Annotated in this window: 18 protein-coding genes; 13 read left to right on the forward strand and 5 right to left on the reverse strand. The window is 65.4% G+C overall.

What is annotated here, in order from left to right; all coding sequences use genetic code 11:
- Nucleotides 1-88 precede the first annotated feature (88 nt).
- The 5 genes from rpsF to dnaB all read left to right on the forward strand — a co-directional run bounded on the left by rpsF (nt 89) and on the right by dnaB (nt 3,694).
- Nucleotides 89-379: a 30S ribosomal protein S6 gene (gene rpsF / locus AC5Y7E_RS01480; RefSeq protein ID WP_007771721.1), complete on the forward strand. Its 291-nt coding sequence runs from the start codon at nt 89-91 to the stop codon at nt 377-379.
- 89 nt (nt 380-468) lie between these two features.
- Entirely contained in the window at nt 469-999 is a 531-nt protein-coding gene (locus AC5Y7E_RS01485; RefSeq protein WP_499947247.1) for a single-stranded DNA-binding protein, read from the forward strand.
- Nucleotides 1,000-1,042: 43 nt separating this feature from the next.
- Entirely contained in the window at nt 1,043-1,297 is a 255-nt protein-coding gene (rpsR, locus tag AC5Y7E_RS01490) for a 30S ribosomal protein S18 (RefSeq protein ID WP_003874730.1), read from the forward strand.
- A gap of 30 nt (nt 1,298-1,327) precedes the next feature.
- Nucleotides 1,328-1,786: a 50S ribosomal protein L9 gene (gene rplI, locus AC5Y7E_RS01495; RefSeq protein ID WP_065029504.1), complete on the forward strand. Its 459-nt coding sequence runs from the start codon at nt 1,328-1,330 to the stop codon at nt 1,784-1,786.
- Nucleotides 1,787-2,317: 531 nt separating this feature from the next.
- Complete coding sequence (gene dnaB / locus AC5Y7E_RS01500) at nt 2,318-3,694, forward strand: replicative DNA helicase (RefSeq protein ID WP_499917365.1); 1,377 nt, start codon at nt 2,318-2,320, stop codon at nt 3,692-3,694.
- An 8-nt stretch (nt 3,695-3,702) separates the two neighbouring features.
- Here dnaB and pdxR read toward each other — a convergent pair whose 3' ends face one another.
- On the reverse strand, nt 3,703-5,118 hold the full coding sequence (gene pdxR, locus AC5Y7E_RS01505) for a MocR-like pyridoxine biosynthesis transcription factor PdxR (protein WP_499947248.1): 1,416 nt from the start codon (nt 5,116-5,118) through the stop codon (nt 3,703-3,705).
- Between the two features lie 86 nt (nt 5,119-5,204).
- Here pdxR and AC5Y7E_RS01510 point away from each other — a divergent pair, with 86 nt between their 5' ends.
- From AC5Y7E_RS01510 to AC5Y7E_RS01525, 4 genes are all read left to right on the forward strand, one after another.
- Complete coding sequence (locus tag AC5Y7E_RS01510) at nt 5,205-6,092, forward strand: class I SAM-dependent methyltransferase (RefSeq protein WP_499947249.1); 888 nt, start codon at nt 5,205-5,207, stop codon at nt 6,090-6,092.
- Between the two features lie 27 nt (nt 6,093-6,119).
- Nucleotides 6,120-6,623, forward strand: a complete 504-nt coding sequence (locus AC5Y7E_RS01515; protein ID WP_499947250.1) for a nuclear transport factor 2 family protein — start codon at nt 6,120-6,122, stop codon at nt 6,621-6,623.
- Entirely contained in the window at nt 6,620-7,114 is a 495-nt protein-coding gene (locus AC5Y7E_RS01520) for a nuclear transport factor 2-like protein (RefSeq protein ID WP_499947251.1), read from the forward strand. The genes AC5Y7E_RS01515 and AC5Y7E_RS01520 overlap by 4 nt, the downstream gene beginning before the upstream one ends.
- 690 nt (nt 7,115-7,804) lie before the next feature.
- Nucleotides 7,805-8,914: a PPE family protein gene (locus AC5Y7E_RS01525; protein WP_499917357.1), complete on the forward strand. Its 1,110-nt coding sequence runs from the start codon at nt 7,805-7,807 to the stop codon at nt 8,912-8,914.
- A 150-nt stretch (nt 8,915-9,064) separates the two neighbouring features.
- On the opposite strand, the gene AC5Y7E_RS01530 is transcribed toward AC5Y7E_RS01525, so the two are convergent.
- The gene (locus AC5Y7E_RS01530; RefSeq protein WP_499917356.1) at nt 9,065-9,436 is read right to left on the reverse strand and encodes a hypothetical protein; all 372 of its coding nucleotides are present in this window, start codon (nt 9,434-9,436) and stop codon (nt 9,065-9,067) included.
- A gap of 118 nt (nt 9,437-9,554) precedes the next feature.
- On the opposite strand from AC5Y7E_RS01530, the gene AC5Y7E_RS01535 reads away from it, so the two are divergent.
- Nucleotides 9,555-9,830 carry a hypothetical protein gene (locus AC5Y7E_RS01535; RefSeq protein ID WP_499947545.1) on the forward strand — a complete coding sequence of 92 codons (276 nt, stop codon included), beginning with the start codon at nt 9,555-9,557 and terminating at the stop codon, nt 9,828-9,830.
- Nucleotides 9,831-9,841: 11 nt separating this feature from the next.
- Nucleotides 9,842-10,582, forward strand: a complete 741-nt coding sequence (locus AC5Y7E_RS01540) for an SDR family NAD(P)-dependent oxidoreductase (protein ID WP_499947252.1) — start codon at nt 9,842-9,844, stop codon at nt 10,580-10,582.
- Between the two features lie 35 nt (nt 10,583-10,617).
- Here the strand turns inward: AC5Y7E_RS01540 and AC5Y7E_RS01545 are convergent, their stop codons facing one another.
- On the reverse strand, nt 10,618-11,259 hold the full coding sequence (locus AC5Y7E_RS01545) for a DUF5134 domain-containing protein (protein ID WP_499947253.1): 642 nt from the start codon (nt 11,257-11,259) through the stop codon (nt 10,618-10,620).
- Nucleotides 11,260-11,527: 268 nt separating this feature from the next.
- Here AC5Y7E_RS01545 and AC5Y7E_RS01550 point away from each other — a divergent pair, with 268 nt between their 5' ends.
- Nucleotides 11,528-12,961 (forward strand): FAD-dependent oxidoreductase, encoded by a 1,434-nt coding sequence (locus AC5Y7E_RS01550; RefSeq protein ID WP_499947254.1) that lies wholly within the window; start codon nt 11,528-11,530, stop codon nt 12,959-12,961.
- A 445-nt stretch (nt 12,962-13,406) separates the two neighbouring features.
- Complete coding sequence (locus AC5Y7E_RS01555) at nt 13,407-14,084, forward strand: Crp/Fnr family transcriptional regulator (protein WP_499917353.1); 678 nt, start codon at nt 13,407-13,409, stop codon at nt 14,082-14,084.
- A 20-nt stretch (nt 14,085-14,104) separates the two neighbouring features.
- Here AC5Y7E_RS01555 and AC5Y7E_RS01560 read toward each other — a convergent pair whose 3' ends face one another.
- Nucleotides 14,105-14,980: an alpha/beta fold hydrolase gene (locus tag AC5Y7E_RS01560; RefSeq protein ID WP_499947546.1), complete on the reverse strand. Its 876-nt coding sequence runs from the start codon at nt 14,978-14,980 to the stop codon at nt 14,105-14,107.
- 120 nt (nt 14,981-15,100) lie between these two features.
- Nucleotides 15,101-15,439, reverse strand: a complete 339-nt coding sequence (locus tag AC5Y7E_RS01565) for a nitroreductase/quinone reductase family protein (protein WP_499947548.1) — start codon at nt 15,437-15,439, stop codon at nt 15,101-15,103.
- Nucleotides 15,440-15,522 lie beyond the last annotated feature (83 nt).

Genomic DNA, 15,522 nt, shown 5'->3' on the forward strand with positions numbered 1-15,522 from the left:
GTAGCCTGATCCGGTTGCCGACGCAGGCGACCCTCCTGCCACGGAACGCCCGTGGCCGCTTGAGACCAGAGGAGGTGGTGAGGTTTCCATGCGTCCATACGAAATCATGGTCATTCTTGACCCCACGCTCGACGAACGCACCGTGGCCCCATCCCTGGAGACGTTCCTCAACGTCGTCCGCAAAGATGGTGGATCCGTCGACAAGGTCGACATCTGGGGCCGGCGCCGCCTGGCCTACGAGATCGCCAAGCACGCCGAAGGCATCTATGTCGTCGTCGACCTCAAGGCCGAGCCGGCGACGGTATCCGAGCTCGACCGGCAGCTGAGCCTCAACGAGTCGGTACTGCGCACCAAGGTGATGCGCACCGACAAGCACTAACAGCTTCGGCTGCGTCGCGCGTCCACCGTGGGTGGACTTGCGTAGGCTCAGCCAGGACACCGTCTCAGAAGCGGCCCCAGGAGGAAATTGTGGCTGGTGACACCACTATCACCGTCGTCGGAAACCTGACCGCCGACCCCGAACTGCGGTTCACCCCGTCGGGTGCCGCCGTCGCTAACTTCACCGTGGCGTCGACGCCGCGGATCTATGACCGCCAGAGCGGGGAATGGAAAGACGGTGAGGCGCTGTTCCTGCGGTGCAACATCTGGCGCGAGGCTGCCGAGAACGTCGCGGAGAGCCTCACGCGTGGTGCCCGGGTGATCGTGACGGGCCGGCTCAAGCAGCGCTCTTTTGAGACTCGTGAAGGTGAGAAGCGCACCGTCGTCGAGGTGGAGGTCGACGAGATCGGCCCGTCGCTGCGGTACGCCACAGCCAAGGTCAACAAGGCCAGCCGCAGCGGCGGTGGCGGTGGAGGCGGCGGCTTCGGCGGTGGCGGCGGCGGTGGCGGTGGATCCCGCCAGCAATCGGCGCCGGCGAGCAGCGCACCCGCGGACGACCCATGGGGCAGTGCGCCCGCATCGGGTTCGTTCGGCGGCGGGGACGACGAACCGCCCTTCTGATTCGACAAAACTTCAGTAATAGAGAACGGAAAGAAAGACAGACATGGCCAAGTCCAACAAGAGGCGGCCGGCTCCAGAAAAGCCGGTCAAGGCACGCAAGTGTGTCTTCTGCGCCAAGAAGGATCAAGCGATCGACTACAAGGACACCGCGCTGCTGCGTACGTACATCAGCGAGCGCGGCAAGATCCGCGCGCGTCGGGTCACCGGCAATTGCGTGCAGCACCAGCGTGACATCGCCATCGCGGTGAAAAATGCCCGTGAGGTGGCGCTGCTGCCCTTTACCTCCTCGGCGCGATAGTCGCCGCAGGCCTACCGAAAGTACGAAACGATGAAGCTGATTCTGACGGCTGACGTCGACCACCTTGGCACCGTCGGCGACACAGTCGAGGTCAAGGACGGTTACGGCCGCAACTTCCTGCTCCCGCGCGGTCTGGCGATCGTGGCCTCCCGCGGCGCGCAGCGGCAGGCCGACGATATCCGCCGGGCCCGCGAAACCAAGGCCGTGCGCGACCTCGGGCACGCCAACGAACTGAAGACGGCGATCGAGGCGCTCGGACCGGTCTCGCTGCCGGTCAAGACCGCGGCCGATTCCGGGAAACTGTTCGGCTCGGTCACCGCCGGCGATGTCGTCGCCGCGATCAAGAAGGCCGGTGGCCCCAACCTGGACAAGCGGATCGTGCGGCTGCCCAAATCGCACATCAAGGCCGTCGGGACCCACCCGGTGGCGGTGCACCTGCACCCCGAGGTCGACGTCGAGGTCGCGCTCGAGGTCGTCGCGCAGAGCTAAGCACCCGACGTTTGCTCGTTCCCGGCGGTGGCCTTGATGGGCCGCCGCCGGGCTTCGTTGTACTGCAGCCGCGAGGGCGCCCTCCGTTGGTGCGGATCGCGGAGGCGCGCGCTGGCGAACAATTTCTGGGGTGCATTTCCCGGGGGCGCTTTACCGGCCCGTAACGCTGGGAAAATATGGCGGAAAGCCAACACGCCCGGCGCAGTAACCTGCGGCGACACGCCGTAGAGATTCTTGTCCACACGATTTTGATGCCGTTGTATGGCCGGTATCTGCAGTGATGTCCCAGCCCTTTGCATTAATCCACAGGTTCTCCACACCCCGCTCAACACAGGTGTCGACGGATATGCACACACGATGCACACCTTCATAAACAGCACCCCCTTTGCGTACTAGCCAGCAACGTTTAACGTCGTCCCGGCGCCGGGCGTACGGGTGCTGTGCGGCGCAGGTTGTCAGGGTCTTGACCTACGCTCGCTGTCGGCTATCGAATGTATGTTCGGATGCGTGAACCAGGGGAGGAGGGAACCCGTGGCGGTCGTCGATGACTTGGCGTCGGGCATGGATTCCCCGCCGCCGAGCGAGGACTTCGGGCGGCAACCACCCCAGGACATGGCGGCCGAGCAGGCGGTGCTTGGTGGCATGCTGCTCAGCAAGGACGCCATCGCCGACGTCCTCGAGCGGCTGCGGCCCGGCGACTTCTACCGGCCCGCCCACCAGAATGTGTACGACGCGATCCTGGACCTGTACGGGCGCGGCGAACCGGCCGACGCAGTGACGGTCGCCGCGGAACTGGACCGGCGCAACCTGCTGCGTCGCATCGGTGGGGCACCCTATCTGCACACCCTGATCTCGACGGTGCCGACCGCGGCCAACGCGAGCTACTACGCGACCATCGTGGCCGAAAAGGCGCTCCTGCGGCGCCTCGTGGAGGCCGGCACCCGGGTTGTGCAGTACGGCTACGCGGGCGCCGAGGGTGCCGACGTGGCCGAGGTGGTCGACCGCGCGCAGGCCGAGATCTACGAGGTGGCCGAGCGCCGGACGTCGGAGGATTTCGTTCCGCTCGAGGATCTGCTGCAGCCGACCATGGACGAGATCGATGCCATCGCCTCCAACGGCGGTGTGGCGCGCGGCGTCCCAACCGGTTTCACCGAACTCGACGAGGTGACCAACGGTTTGCACGCCGGCCAGATGATCATCGTGGCGGCCAGGCCCGGGGTGGGGAAATCGACGCTGGGTCTGGATTTTTTGCGATCATGCTCGATCAAGCACCGCATGGCCAGCGTCATCTTCTCGCTGGAGATGAGCAAGTCCGAGATCGTCATGCGGCTGCTGTCGGCGGAAGCGAAGATCAAACTCGCCGATATGCGTTCGGGCCGGATGAGCGACGAAGACTGGACGCGGCTGGCGCGCCGGATGAGCGAAATCAGCGAGGCTCCACTGTATATCGACGACTCGCCCAACCTGACGATGATGGAGATCCGCGCCAAGGCGCGTCGGCTGCGGCAGAAATCCGACCTGCGCCTGGTCGTCGTCGACTATCTGCAGTTGATGTCGTCGGGCAAGAAGGTCGAGTCGCGACAACTCGAGGTATCCGAATTCTCGCGCCAACTCAAGCTTTTGGCCAAGGAGCTCGAGGTGCCCGTCGTCGCGATCAGCCAGCTGAACCGCGGTCCCGAGCAGCGCACAGATAAGAAGCCGATGCTGTCGGACCTTCGCGAATCGGGATCCCTGGAACAGGATGCGGACATGGTGATCCTGCTGAACCGCCCGGACGCATTCGAGCGCGATGATCCACGCGGAGGAGAGGCGGATTTCATTCTCGCCAAGCACCGCAACGGCCCCACCAAGACCGTGACGGTCGCGCACCAGCTGCACCTGTCGCGGTTCACCAACATGGCGCGCTGACGTTGCAGTTACGCATATCTGCGCGCATTGACAGCGCGCAGTAAGTGTCCGAGACGTTCGACTGCCGCTGGGTATTCGTGTTCCGACGGTGTCCCGTAGCCCACCACTATTCCGGCAGTGCCGGGGTCGCGGTGCCAGAACGGCGCCAACGCGGTTAGAGCAATCTCCCGCTTGCGCGCAGCGACCATGACGTCAGCCTCCGTTATTCCCGCGGGTAACGAGACGACAGCGTGAAGACCGGCGGCGACCCCATGTACCGACATCGCCGGCGCAGAGTCGCCGAGGGTGGCCAGTAGAGCGTCGCGGCGCTGCCGGTAGCGCCGGCGCATCCGTCGGACGTGGCGATCGAGCGCGCCCGACTCGATCAATTCCGCGAAAGCCAATTGGGCGAGGATGTCGGTGCCGCGGTCGGCGCGGCGCTTGGCCTCGATGACCGCGCCGAGCAAATCGGCGGGCAGGGCGAGCCACCCTAAACGGATGCCGGGAGCCAGAATCTTGCTGGCACTGCCTGCGTAAATGACATGCTCCGGGGCGAGTCCTTGCAGCGCGCCGACGGGATGGCGGTCGTAGCGAAACTCCCCGTCGTAGTCGTCTTCGATCACATACGCGCCCCGTTGCGCGGCGATGCGCGCGAAGTGTGCGCGCCGATCGGCGGCCAGCGTCGCCCCCAGCGGGGCTTGGTGGGCGGGGGTGAGGACGGCGGCCGCAATCGATGATGTGCTGAATCCTTCCGCCCGGGCGCCGCCGCGGTCGACGTCGAGGGGAACGACCTCGAGCCCGCTGGCGATGGCTGTCGCGCGGTGATCGGGAAGGCAGGGATTCTCCAGGGCGATGGCCTGGGCTCCGGCGGCGGCGAGCGCGTCACACACCAGCCGCAAGCCCTGCGTGAAACCGCTGCAGATGACGATCTGCTCGGCGCTGGTGAGCACTCCGCGCACCCGGCCCAGGTAGTTAGCGAGCACAGCGCGCAGCCGCGGGGACCCGCGCGGATCCAGCGGACCGAGTTCGGAATGCGGGGTGACCTGGAAGGCTTGCCGCAGTGCGCGCAGCCACTCCGTGCGGGGAAACATGCTCAGGTCCGGGCGCCCGAGGCGAAAATCCGCGACGATGCGGGGAGCAACCGGTTCGGCATCGGGCTGTGGCCGCGGATGCAACGCGTGGGCCACCTCGGTGCCCGCACCGGGCCGAGTACGCAGGTATCCCTCGGCCACCAGCTGTGCATAGCTCTCGACGACGGTTCCGCGTGCCATGCCGAGTTGCTCGGCCAGCGCGCGAGAGGACGGCAACCGTTCGCCGGCGGCCAGACGGCCGTCGCGGATGGCCTGCCGCAGCGCATCTTCGAGCGCCTCGCGGCGACCGCGGCTCGGCGCAAGCTCCAGGTGCAGGTCGACGCCGGTGCCGCTACTGGTCCACGAATTAGGCATCAAATTGGACCATACAGGCGAACCGGTTGCCTTGTAGTTTCGGACGCGTGATCGCGAAATCACCGCAGCGCGGAAGAGGAGGAGTGGTGCCCGCCCGACGCGTGGAGACCAAGGCGAGTTTGACTGCCCAGGTCAACGCAGCGCAGCGGGCAGCAGAAACGCTGCAGTTCGCTCGCCGTGGCCTCCTCGACGACCCGTACTCGCGGCATTTCGTGCGTCATCCGGCGTTGCGGGCCATGCTGGTTCACCGGCTGCCGGCCGGCGCCGCCGTGCGGGTGTTCGACCGGCTCTGCGGTGGACTCCACGCTCACATCGTGTTGAGGGTCCGCTACACCGATGACGTCTGTCAGGCCGCGATCGGCGATGGCATCGATCAACTGGTGCTGCTCGGTGCCGGGTTCGACACGACCAGCCTGCGCCTGGCCGGGATCCCGCTGACCATCTTCGAGGTGGACGCGCCGACGACCCAGACGGATAAGCGCCCCACAATCGAGAGGCTGTTGCCGTCGTCCCGGAAGTGCCAAACGGTATGGGTGCCATGCGATTTCGAGCATGACGCGCTTCGCGAACGGCTACTCGCCAGCGGATTCGATCCGTTCAAGCGCAGCGTGATCGTGTGGCTCGGGGTCAGCCCGTACCTCACCGGCCACACGATCGAACAGACGCTTGCCGATCTCTCTGTCTTGTGCGCGTCGGGCAGTCACCTCGTCGTCGACTATGTCGATGCCGGGGTCATCACCGGCACCACCCGGTGGAAAAGCGCCCAGCGGGTGGCCCGGGTGGTGGCGCGGCGCGGCGAAGCGTACCGAAGTGGCTTCACCGCAGCGGATCTGGACGCTGTGCTGGCGGCCCATGGTTTTGAGCGCTGCGAGCATGCGACCGTGTCCGCACTACTACAGCGCTATGACTCGGCGCATGCCAGCAGATTGACCGGCGACGACTGGCTTGCGATCGCCTCGGCCCGCCGGGTCTGACCAATCCAACCGATCGAAACGAGGGAAATGACAGGAAAACTCGACGAACCAGCCTCAGCGACGGCAGCCGCATTCGTGCAACAATTTCGTGAGGTGTGGGCCGCACCCACGATCGGACGTCTGGACGCCCTGACCCACCCGGACGTCTGTTATACCCAACCGCTAATTGCCGACGTGCGTGGTCGCGAGCAGGCCAGCGCGTACTGGCGCCGAGTCTTCACTCTCATGCCGGACCTGCACATCGACGTGGTGAACTGGGCGGTTTCCGCTGACAACCTCGTCTACATCGAGTTCTTGATCAAGGGAACGCTCGGCGGCACGTCGGTCTCCGTACCGGCGATCGACCGCTATGAGCTCGACGGGTCCGGACGGGTACGGCGGCGGATCTTGTATTGCGATGCGCTGACAATGGCTGCGTCGGTGGTGCGCCGACCCCGGGCGTTGGCGGCGCTGCTGCGGCAGGGTACGCGAATCATCCTTGCTGCGGGCATTTCCGCGATCCAGTCGACCCGGCGGGGTGGCGATCGATGACGGGGCCGACGGCGGCGGCTCACGAGCTAGGGCGGCGGCCCGAAGACGCCGCCGCTTTCGTCGAAGCCGTCGCGCGCGCGACCAACGAATGCCTCACCGAGATGGTGTATGACCTCTACGCCCCCAACGCGCGGGCGGTGATGATCACCGACGGCGCACGCGAGGAATCGATTGGCGTGCACGCCATCCACGACGCGTACGCCAGGAATTGCGCGGCATTCAAAGCGCGCCGGTTCACACTTGAAAAGCAGCTTGTCGCCGCCACCGAGGACACCATCGTCAACGAGTGGCGCGGTGGACCGCGCGGGCGTCACCAGGGTTGCGGTATCGAAGTCTGGCGATTTGACCACGAGGGCAAGGTGATCGACCTGCGCCTGTACAGCTACCTGAAAGTCCGGCCCACCCTGCACCCACTGCAGATACTGCAGCTGATGCTCGGCTCGCCAGGGATGACGCTAGCCGCCGGCTGGGCGAGACTTCGTCAACGCTGATTTGCGACGACTTTCGACCGATTACCTGTCACGCCGCGCTGCTTGATTGGACCGGCGCATCGAAATCAGCAAGCGGTACGGAACAACCTGTGCCGCAGGCATGTTGGCAAGTTCCGGCTGGATCTCAGTTTCGACAGAATTGGCCCAGCGCTCCGTAAGCTGGGCTCGCCTGGCAATCGCCCTGGGCTGTACGCAAGGGGTTATCCGGGATTGAATGGTCGATGCAGGCCTGGCGGTCGACCGGATCGGTGATGCCGTCGCAGGGATCGTCGGCGTGCGCTTGTCCGTGGGATACACAAAGGGATGCCAGCGCGATGGCCGCCGCCGCCGCCGACACCCTCGTTATTGCCGTCTTCATCTCAACTGCTTCCTCTGACCGCTCAGCTGTGGCCGTGTCGTCGTCACCAATACCAGTGTCGCACTGTCTTCGCCGAAACCGACCGAGTAAAGCCAACGCCCGGCATGGAAAGAGATGCTCACGTAGGCGTGATCACCGCGCGGAGCTGCGTGATGCAACCGGACGCTCGCCAGCAGCAAAGTTTGCTCAATGTTCAACCGCTCGAGCTCCCCCTGTGATAGACCACTAAAGTGCCCCGGCACCGTTAGCCCGACATTGAAGGATTACCAGCATGGCTACCGTGCACGGCTTTGCCGCATCTGCTAACGACGTCGACCTTTGACGGGGCGGGCATGGACTTTTCGGCTCCTCCCGAGATCACCTCAGCACTAATTCATTCTGGGCCGGGGCCTGGATCATTGCTCAGCGCTGCCACCGCATGGCGCCAGTTGGCGATCGAGCTGGGGCGCACGGCCTCGGACTACGCCAGCACCGTGGCCGCCACCCCCTGGCAGGGACCATCAAAGACGGCGATGACCCTCGCTACGGTTCCCTACATCGCCTGGCTGAACACGACGGCGATGCAAGCCGCTCAGATGTCGGTGGCGGCCACCACCATGGCCAGCTCATTCGTCGCCACCCAGGCAGCTGTGGTGCATCCGAGCGTCGTGGCCGCAAACCGCGCACTGCTGTCTCACCTGATTGCGACGAACTTCTTCGGCATCAACTTTCCGGCCATCGCCGCCACCGAGGCCCAGTACATGGAGATGTGGGCGGGTAACACGACCGCGCTGATGGCCTACCACGCCAGCAGGTTGCAGACCATGGCGATGCCGACATTCTCGTCTCCCGCCGCTACCACCAACTCAGCCGGCGTGGCCAACCAGCGCGCTGCCGTAGCCGCTGCACAGGCCGCTGCCGATCCGCCCGCGTTGAACCTTCCGACGGATCCTTTCTTCTCGAATCCCACCATCGGTTTCTTCCTTAATCAGGAAGCTAGCGTCGTCCAGAGCGGGTTCCCGTTCAACGCCCTTGCTGCGTTCACTGGAGGCCATGATTTCGTCCCCGGCCAGTTCCCAGACGTGCTGGCTCCCACCCCACGCAACCTCGCTCTCGCATACAACCTCACCGGTCCAGAGGCCGTTGGAGGGGTGCCCAACCTCTACGCTCCTCCCGCCGCTGAGGCCGGGGCGGTGGAAGCTTCGGTCACCGCGAATATGAGCAAAGGATTGTATGTGGGCAACCTCGTGGTCCCGCCTTCGGCGGTCACCTCCCCGATTCAGTTGGCTGCCACCGAGGCCCCGTTGGTGGCAACCTCTGCAGAAGGCGCTCCACTGATCCCGATGTTCGTTCCGCCGATGCCGCCGGGAGCGCGGAAGGCCCAGCGGGATAAGCCGGACGAGAAAGGATATGGACCGCCGATCTTTGGCAACATCATGCGGCGGCCGCCCTCCGGGGGCTGAGAGGTCGGACGGCGAACGTCCTGGCCAATTGCTGTCGACCATCGCTGCACCAAGCCAACGCTTTCGGACTTCCGGTTCACCACCTACCGACCTCGTCGCCTTTGCCACGCGAGAGCACCTGCCGCGAAACACGTTGCTAAGACCGTCGATTCAGAACGCCATGTCGTAGCAGACCCACAGCAGCGGGCCGACCACGATGAATGCCAGCAGGGTGACCCCCCCGACGATCCGCCACGCGATGGTCGAGCGGAAGATCACCGCCGTCACCGCCGAAGCGGTCGCCAGGACTGTCAACACGGCCGCGATCACAACTTCGGTGCGCGCTGACTGCACTGCGGCTTCGGACAGCGGCGGGAAGAAGCCGGCTTCCAATTTGAACGCCAGAGCTTGATTGCTCTCGGCGATCAACAACAGCGAAAGCGCGAGCATCATCGCCGCCAAACCGGCCAGCGACAGGCAGGCTCCAAAGATGTTGCGGTTGCGGGGCTCGATCGGGCCCGTGTAGTGGGGCATCTCGTCCACACCCAGATCGTAGGGGCTAGAGCCACGGCGGCGCGGAAGAGGCAAAGCCGAGGCGTTGTTGGCCGAGGTGTAGCCCGTGCGTGACCTTGCCGCGACGGCGGCGCAGGACGCTCAACACGTGACGGTAATCGCGGCCATCGCCGCGCTCGCGATAGCAGCATGCATCGGCTACTACTTCGGACGGCGTACGGCCTCGACACCGCCGAGCTGGAAGAAGCGAACGAGTCGGATCGCGCTGGGCAGGCAAGCCTTCAACCTGCTCGCGATGATCGCTGCGCGGCGGATCCAGCAGCGGTTCCAAGCGGTCCCAGGCATGGCCGCCGGATGGGGGTTAAAAGCCATTGCGCCGCTTCAGGTTCGACACGGTGCAGTGGCGCGGCTGCGGCCCTACTAGGGTGCACTGATATGGCTGTACTGCAGGGCAAAGTGGCGTTGGTGACCGGCGCGTCGTCGGGCCTGGGCGCCGAAACGGCGAAATTGTTTTCCCGCGAGGGCGCAACGGTTTTCGGTATCGGCCGCGATGCGGATCGCTTGGCCGCCGTGTTCGCCGCCGTCGAGCGGGGCAAATTCGCGTCGGTAGACATCGGTTCGGTGCGGGCCTGCCGGGACGCGGTCGAGCAGTGTGTCCGTGATTTCGGTGGACTCGACGTCCTTGTCAACGTCGCCGGGCGACACCAGATGCGCCGCACGGAGTCGATGACCGACGATGACTGGGAACAAGACCTTGCGGTCAACCTCAACGGGCCTTTCTACCTCTGCAGGGCGGCGCTGCCTCATCTACTGGAACGCGGCGGCAGCATCGTCAACGTCAGCTCCATCGCCGGCGTCGAGGGGCAGGCGTATTCGGCCGGCTACTGCGCCGCCAAGCACGGCCTGATCGGCCTCACCCGCGCGCTGGCCGTGGAATACACCGCGGATCGGTTGCGCGTCAACGCGGTATGCCCCGGTGGCATGCTCACGCCGCAGATCGAACAATTCAGCGCGCCAGACAATCCCAACTACGACCTGATCATGCGCACGGCCGCACCGCGCGGCATGATGCAACCCCTCGACGTCGCCAACGTGATCGCCTTCCTCGCCAGCGACGCCGCGACCGCCATCCATGGGGCTGTCTATCGGGTCGACAACGGTAAAGGCGCCGGCTAGGAAACGGTCAGCACACAGGCCGCTACGGCCCGTCATTACCAGAGCAGCGCGTCGAACATGAGCGCGGTGCCGGCGGCTGTGGAGGCCTGGTAGAGCGGTTCCCACCGAAACGGCCGCGCGGTCGTCGGCACCAGGGTCGTGCGGCGTTCGCCGACGAAGCGGTACGACCAATACAGTGCAACCGCGGCAAACCCAGCCATCAGCATCCAGTTCGCGGCGGCGATCCAAGAGAATTCCGCCGGCGCTGCAGGCATTTCGGGTGAGGGCACCTTCATCCCTGGCATGTTCATAGCCGTCGAGTCGGGCCGTGAGTGAAGGCGTGCGGGAACACCCGACAGGACTCCGCTCATCAGCGCGTACATCCATGCCATCGCCCCCATCATCGCCGCGTAGTAGCACATTTTCAGTCGCTGACGGGATACTGGCTGGGCCCACACGGCGGTGCCCACGAACCAGACCCCGGCAAGAAGAAAGAACAGAATCGGCCCTGCCGCCGGGAGGTCGACCCCCATGCGCCACACCATCGAAACCATCGCCATCGACATCGTCAGGTGTATCAGGTGATTGACCGTCCCCGTCCATTGATCGCGTTGTGCGACAGCGACGTACGCATACATCGCGACGCTGACGCCGAATAGGACCGTGACGGCCCAGCGCAGCGCCGGGTCACCGATCATGGCATGCAACATCGTGATATTACGAACACCGCCTGCGGCACCGCAGCCTTGCAGCGAACCTGCGTTGCGTACATGGCGCCACCGTACCCCTCTGGGGTATTTGATCCAACCGCCGTCAAAGGGTGTCGGCGAATAGCCGCCAGCCTGGCGCACGTGCCCGGGGGCGGTAACGGTTCGAGCACGTTTCGGTCACCCCCCGACACGTCGTGTGGCACTACGGGTCTCGTGGTCGACAATTCGGGCATGACGCAATCGCGGGAGTCCGACGATGGCGCGTGAAATCTCGCGGCAGGCGTTTTTGCGGGGCGCCGTCGGCGCGTTGGCCACCGGCGCCGTCCTCGGCGCGCCCCGGGTGACCGCCGATCCGAGACCTACCGGGTGGGAAAGCCTGTCCACCGCCCTCGGCGGGAAGGTGCTGCTTCCGGATAGCCCCCAATTTGCCGGGGCCAAGCAGGTTTTCAACACCAACTACAACGGGTTGACGCCGGCGGCAGTCGTCGCACCCACGTCCGCGGCCGACGTGCAGAAGGCGATGGCGTTCGCGGCCGCCCACAACCTCAAGGTCGCCCCACGCAGCGGCGGCCATTCCTACATCGGCGCCTCGACCGCCAACGGCGCCATGGTGCTCGACCTGCGCCAACTGCCCGGGGACGCCAATTACGACGCCGCAACGGGGCAGGTGACGGTGACGCCCGCGACGAGTCTGTACACGATGCACCGGACGCTGGCCGCGGCCGGCCGCGGCGTGCCGACGGGCACCTGTCCCTCGGTCGGTGCCGCGGGGCACGCGTTGGGCGGCGGCATGGGGGCCCAGTCACGGCATGCGGGCCTGCTGTGCGACCAGTTGACGTCGGCGTCGGTGGTGCTGCCCAGCGGTCAAGCTGTGACAGCATCCGCCGCCAGCAACCCCGACCTATTCTGGGCGCTGCGCGGTGGCGGTGGCGGCAACTTCGGTGTGACGACCTCGCTCACGTTCGCCACGTTTCCCACCAAGGACGTCGACGTCGTCAACCTCAACTTTCCGCCGCAGTCCTTCGCGCAGGTTCTCGTCGGTTGGCAGAACTGGTTACGCACCGCCGATCGCAGCAGTTGGGCGCTGGCGGACGCCACCGTCGACGCGACGGGGATGCATTGCCGGATCCTGGCGACCTGCCCGGCCGGATCGGGAAACAGCGCCGCGGCCGCGATCACCCAAGCGGTGGGACTGCAGCCGTCGGGTACCGAGAACCACACCTTCAACTACCTGGATCTGGTGAATTATCTGGCCGTCGGGAACCTCAACCCGTCTCCGCTCGGGTATGTCGGCGGATCCGACGTGTTCGCCACCGTCAACGCGGGCGTGGCACAGGGGATCGCCGCGGCGGTCAATGCCTTTCCCCGCGGAGCCGGCCGCATGCTGGCCATCATGCACGCGCTGGACGGCGCCCTCGCCACGGTGGCGCCGGGCGCCACCGCCTTTCCATGGCGCCGGCAGTCGGCGCTGGTGCAGTGGTATGTGGAGACGGGCGATCCGGCGGCCGCGACCAATTGGCTCAGCACGGCACATCAAGCGGTGCAACAGTATTCGGTCGGCGGCTACGTGAATTACCTCGAGACCAACCAGCCGCCCTCGCGCTACTTCGGCCCGAACCTCTCGCAGCTGAGTGCCGTGCGGCAGAAGTACGATCCCGGGCGGGTCATGTATTCGGGGCTGAATTTTTAGCCGCACAACGCCACCGGACGCCGGCACCGCGGGCGGCTCAACCTCGATGGTTAGCGGGGCTCGGAACTGGGTACTTCCAGTGTGTCTGTGGCAAGTTCAGGGGGTTGGCGAATGGCAATCGAGCACGGTCGTGCGCGGTGCCCGCGGTGCATGGCGTGGGCGCAGTACCGGTTTCTTGAGCGGGATGACGCCAAGCTCGAATATCAGGTGGATTGCGATGCATGCGGGAGCCAATACTCCGAGGTGACCATCGCATCGAGCATCACCACGCCGGCCGCCTGAGCGGCCCGCTCGACCACCGTTTCACGCCGAAGCGGTGGTCGTGACCTGCTACGTTACGAATCTCCGGCCTCGTGTAAGGTCTGGGTGGCGAGCCGAGACGCCCCCAGATTGGAGCAGCGCCTAGTGCGCGCAACGCCGTGCGAAACGCGTTGAAAGGGGCGGCGTGAACGAAGTATTGGCGCGAGCCGGCATATTCCAGGGGATCGCCCCTGAGGCGGTCGATGCGTTGGCTCGCCACCTGCAGCACGTAGCGTTCCCACGCAGGCGGACCGTCTTCGTCGAAGGCGAGCTGGGTGACGACCTCTACGTCATCTTGTCGGGCACGGTGAAGATCCGCCATCAGACGGTGGACGGTCGCGAAACCGTCTTCGCGGTGCTGGGGCCGGGGGATGTGTTCGGTGAGCTGGCGCTGTTCGATCCCGGCCCGCGAACCTCCACGGTGATCACCCTGACGGAGGTGAAGGCGGTCAGGATGGACCGCCATGCCCTGCGGACATGGATCGTCGAACGTCCCGAAATCGCAGAGCAGCTGCTGCGGGTGTTGGCGCGCCGACTCCGGCATACCAACAACGCCTTGAGCGACCTGATCTTCACCGATGTCCCCGCCCGGGTGGCCAAGCAAATCCTGGATCTGGCAATGCGATTCGGCACCAGCAACGGCGGCTCGGTCCTGGTCGAGCACCACCTGACGCAGAAGGAACTGGCCCAACTCGTGGGGTCCTCGCGTGAAACGGTCAACAAGGCGCTATCCGACTTCGCCCAACGCGGATGGATCCGTCAGCAGGGCAAGGCCCTCATCATCGACCAACCGGCGAAACTGGCCCGCCGCGCGAGGGCTTGAGGCCCGCAGCCCGTTCCTGCCTAGGTGATCGACCAGAATTCCAGGAGGGTTCGCAGGGTCGCGACCAGGGGGAGCGGTTGGTCCAGCATCGGATGGTGACCGGCCAGGGCCAACTCCACGAAAGGGCCACGCAACTGAAGCAGGGAGCGGATCCGTTCGGCCATATCGGGCGGCACCAAACCGGCTTCGCAGCGCAAATACCCCACGCGGCAACGCATCGCGGCCAGCATGGTCTCCAATGACTCCTCGTCGGCGGGCGTCGGCTCGAGAAACTCACCGGCGAAGATGGCCGGGTCGAACTTCCAGACCCATCCCCCGTCGGTTTTGCGTATCGACTCGCCCGCGATGTGTTCTCGGACATAGGGCAGGATCAACTCCTGCGAAGGCACGGCCGTGAAGCGGGCCAGGATCTCATCCCTCGTTTGGTAACGATTGTGTTTGCGCCTGCGCAGTCGCCCTTCCTCCGGCGCACGCTCCCACAACGGCGAATCGATCACCAGCATGCTGTTGATCTGCTGGCTGTAGTGCATCGCGGCCGTGGACACGACCCAACCGCCCATACTGTGGCCGATGATCGTCGGCCGTCCGGCGGGACCCGCGGCCGCCGCGGCCGCCATCACTTCGCTTGCCCAGGTGCGCAGGTCGTAATGGTCACGCGATTCGCTATCGCCATGCCCGGACAGATCCGGCGCGATCACCCGATGGGTGCTGGCAAAGAACGGCGCGATGTGATCCCACCAGCCCGAATGTGCTCCGCCGCCATGCACGAGCACCACCGGAGGATGGTCATCAGCACCCCAGACACGCAGGTGTATGCGGCAGCCGTCGACATCGACGTCGCAGTGTTCTGGCTTTTGGTCGAGCGCCGTGCTGAACCAAGACGGGGTGATCGGCATCTGACGCGAACGGGCGAACAGTTTATCGTCCTCCACATCCGAAGCTCAAACGCGTTGCTTTGAACCGGATTTCGCGTTGAAGCAGCCGGCCGCGGTTCGGCTGGGCGTCAATCGTGGAACTCAAGATTTCGCCCCGGAGAGCCGCACAGTGACGGTGACAGCTCCCTTTTCGTCCTGCGTGGCGACGGCGTGTCCGGCATGTTCGGCCTCGTCCAGGCGCAGCGTCAGCGGCCCGCCGGTGTCGAGGAAGTTGCGCCACCACGTCTTCGCCTCGGGCATGCCGACGCTGATGAGGATGTCGCCCCCGGAACGTCGGTAGGCCACCGGGATGCTGTACGTGCGCCCGGAGCGTCGGCCCGTGTAAGTCAGCATCGCGATGTTGCGATTGATCAGGCGGCCAAAGCGACGGGAGTTGGCCAGCGCGGCCACCGGCGCATTGAAAACGGGTGCGGCTCGCATCAAGAGGCGGCCGAGTTTGTTCGGACCCACAGGAGAAGTATCGCAGCAAACTCCAAGAGCGGTCGACCGCGGTGCCGCACAGC

Source organism: Mycobacterium sp. NGS17, from assembly GCF_059813205.1.

Bases quoted from the DNA above. Each gene is read 5' to 3' on its own strand.
- rpsF (WP_007771721.1), top strand. From the start codon at position 89: ATGCGTCCATACGAAATCATGGTCATTCTTGACCCCACGCTCGACGAA.
- rpsR (WP_003874730.1), top strand. From the start codon at position 1,043: ATGGCCAAGTCCAACAAGAGGCGGCCGGCTCCAGAAAAGCCGGTCAAG.
- rplI (WP_065029504.1), top strand. From the start codon at position 1,328: ATGAAGCTGATTCTGACGGCTGACGTCGACCACCTTGGCACCGTCGGC.
- pdxR (WP_499947248.1), bottom strand. From the start codon at position 5,118: ATGCCTAATTCGTGGACCAGTAGCGGCACCGGCGTCGACCTGCACCTG.
- AC5Y7E_RS01515 (WP_499947250.1), top strand. From the start codon at position 6,120: ATGACAGGAAAACTCGACGAACCAGCCTCAGCGACGGCAGCCGCATTC.
- AC5Y7E_RS01520 (WP_499947251.1), top strand. From the start codon at position 6,620: ATGACGGGGCCGACGGCGGCGGCTCACGAGCTAGGGCGGCGGCCCGAA.
- AC5Y7E_RS01525 (WP_499917357.1), top strand. From the start codon at position 7,805: ATGGACTTTTCGGCTCCTCCCGAGATCACCTCAGCACTAATTCATTCT.
- AC5Y7E_RS01540 (WP_499947252.1), top strand. From the start codon at position 9,842: ATGGCTGTACTGCAGGGCAAAGTGGCGTTGGTGACCGGCGCGTCGTCG.
- AC5Y7E_RS01545 (WP_499947253.1), bottom strand. From the start codon at position 11,259: ATGATCGGTGACCCGGCGCTGCGCTGGGCCGTCACGGTCCTATTCGGC.
- AC5Y7E_RS01550 (WP_499947254.1), top strand. From the start codon at position 11,528: ATGGCGCGTGAAATCTCGCGGCAGGCGTTTTTGCGGGGCGCCGTCGGC.
- AC5Y7E_RS01560 (WP_499947546.1), bottom strand. From the start codon at position 14,980: ATGCCGATCACCCCGTCTTGGTTCAGCACGGCGCTCGACCAAAAGCCA.
- AC5Y7E_RS01565 (WP_499947548.1), bottom strand. From the start codon at position 15,439: ATGCGAGCCGCACCCGTTTTCAATGCGCCGGTGGCCGCGCTGGCCAAC.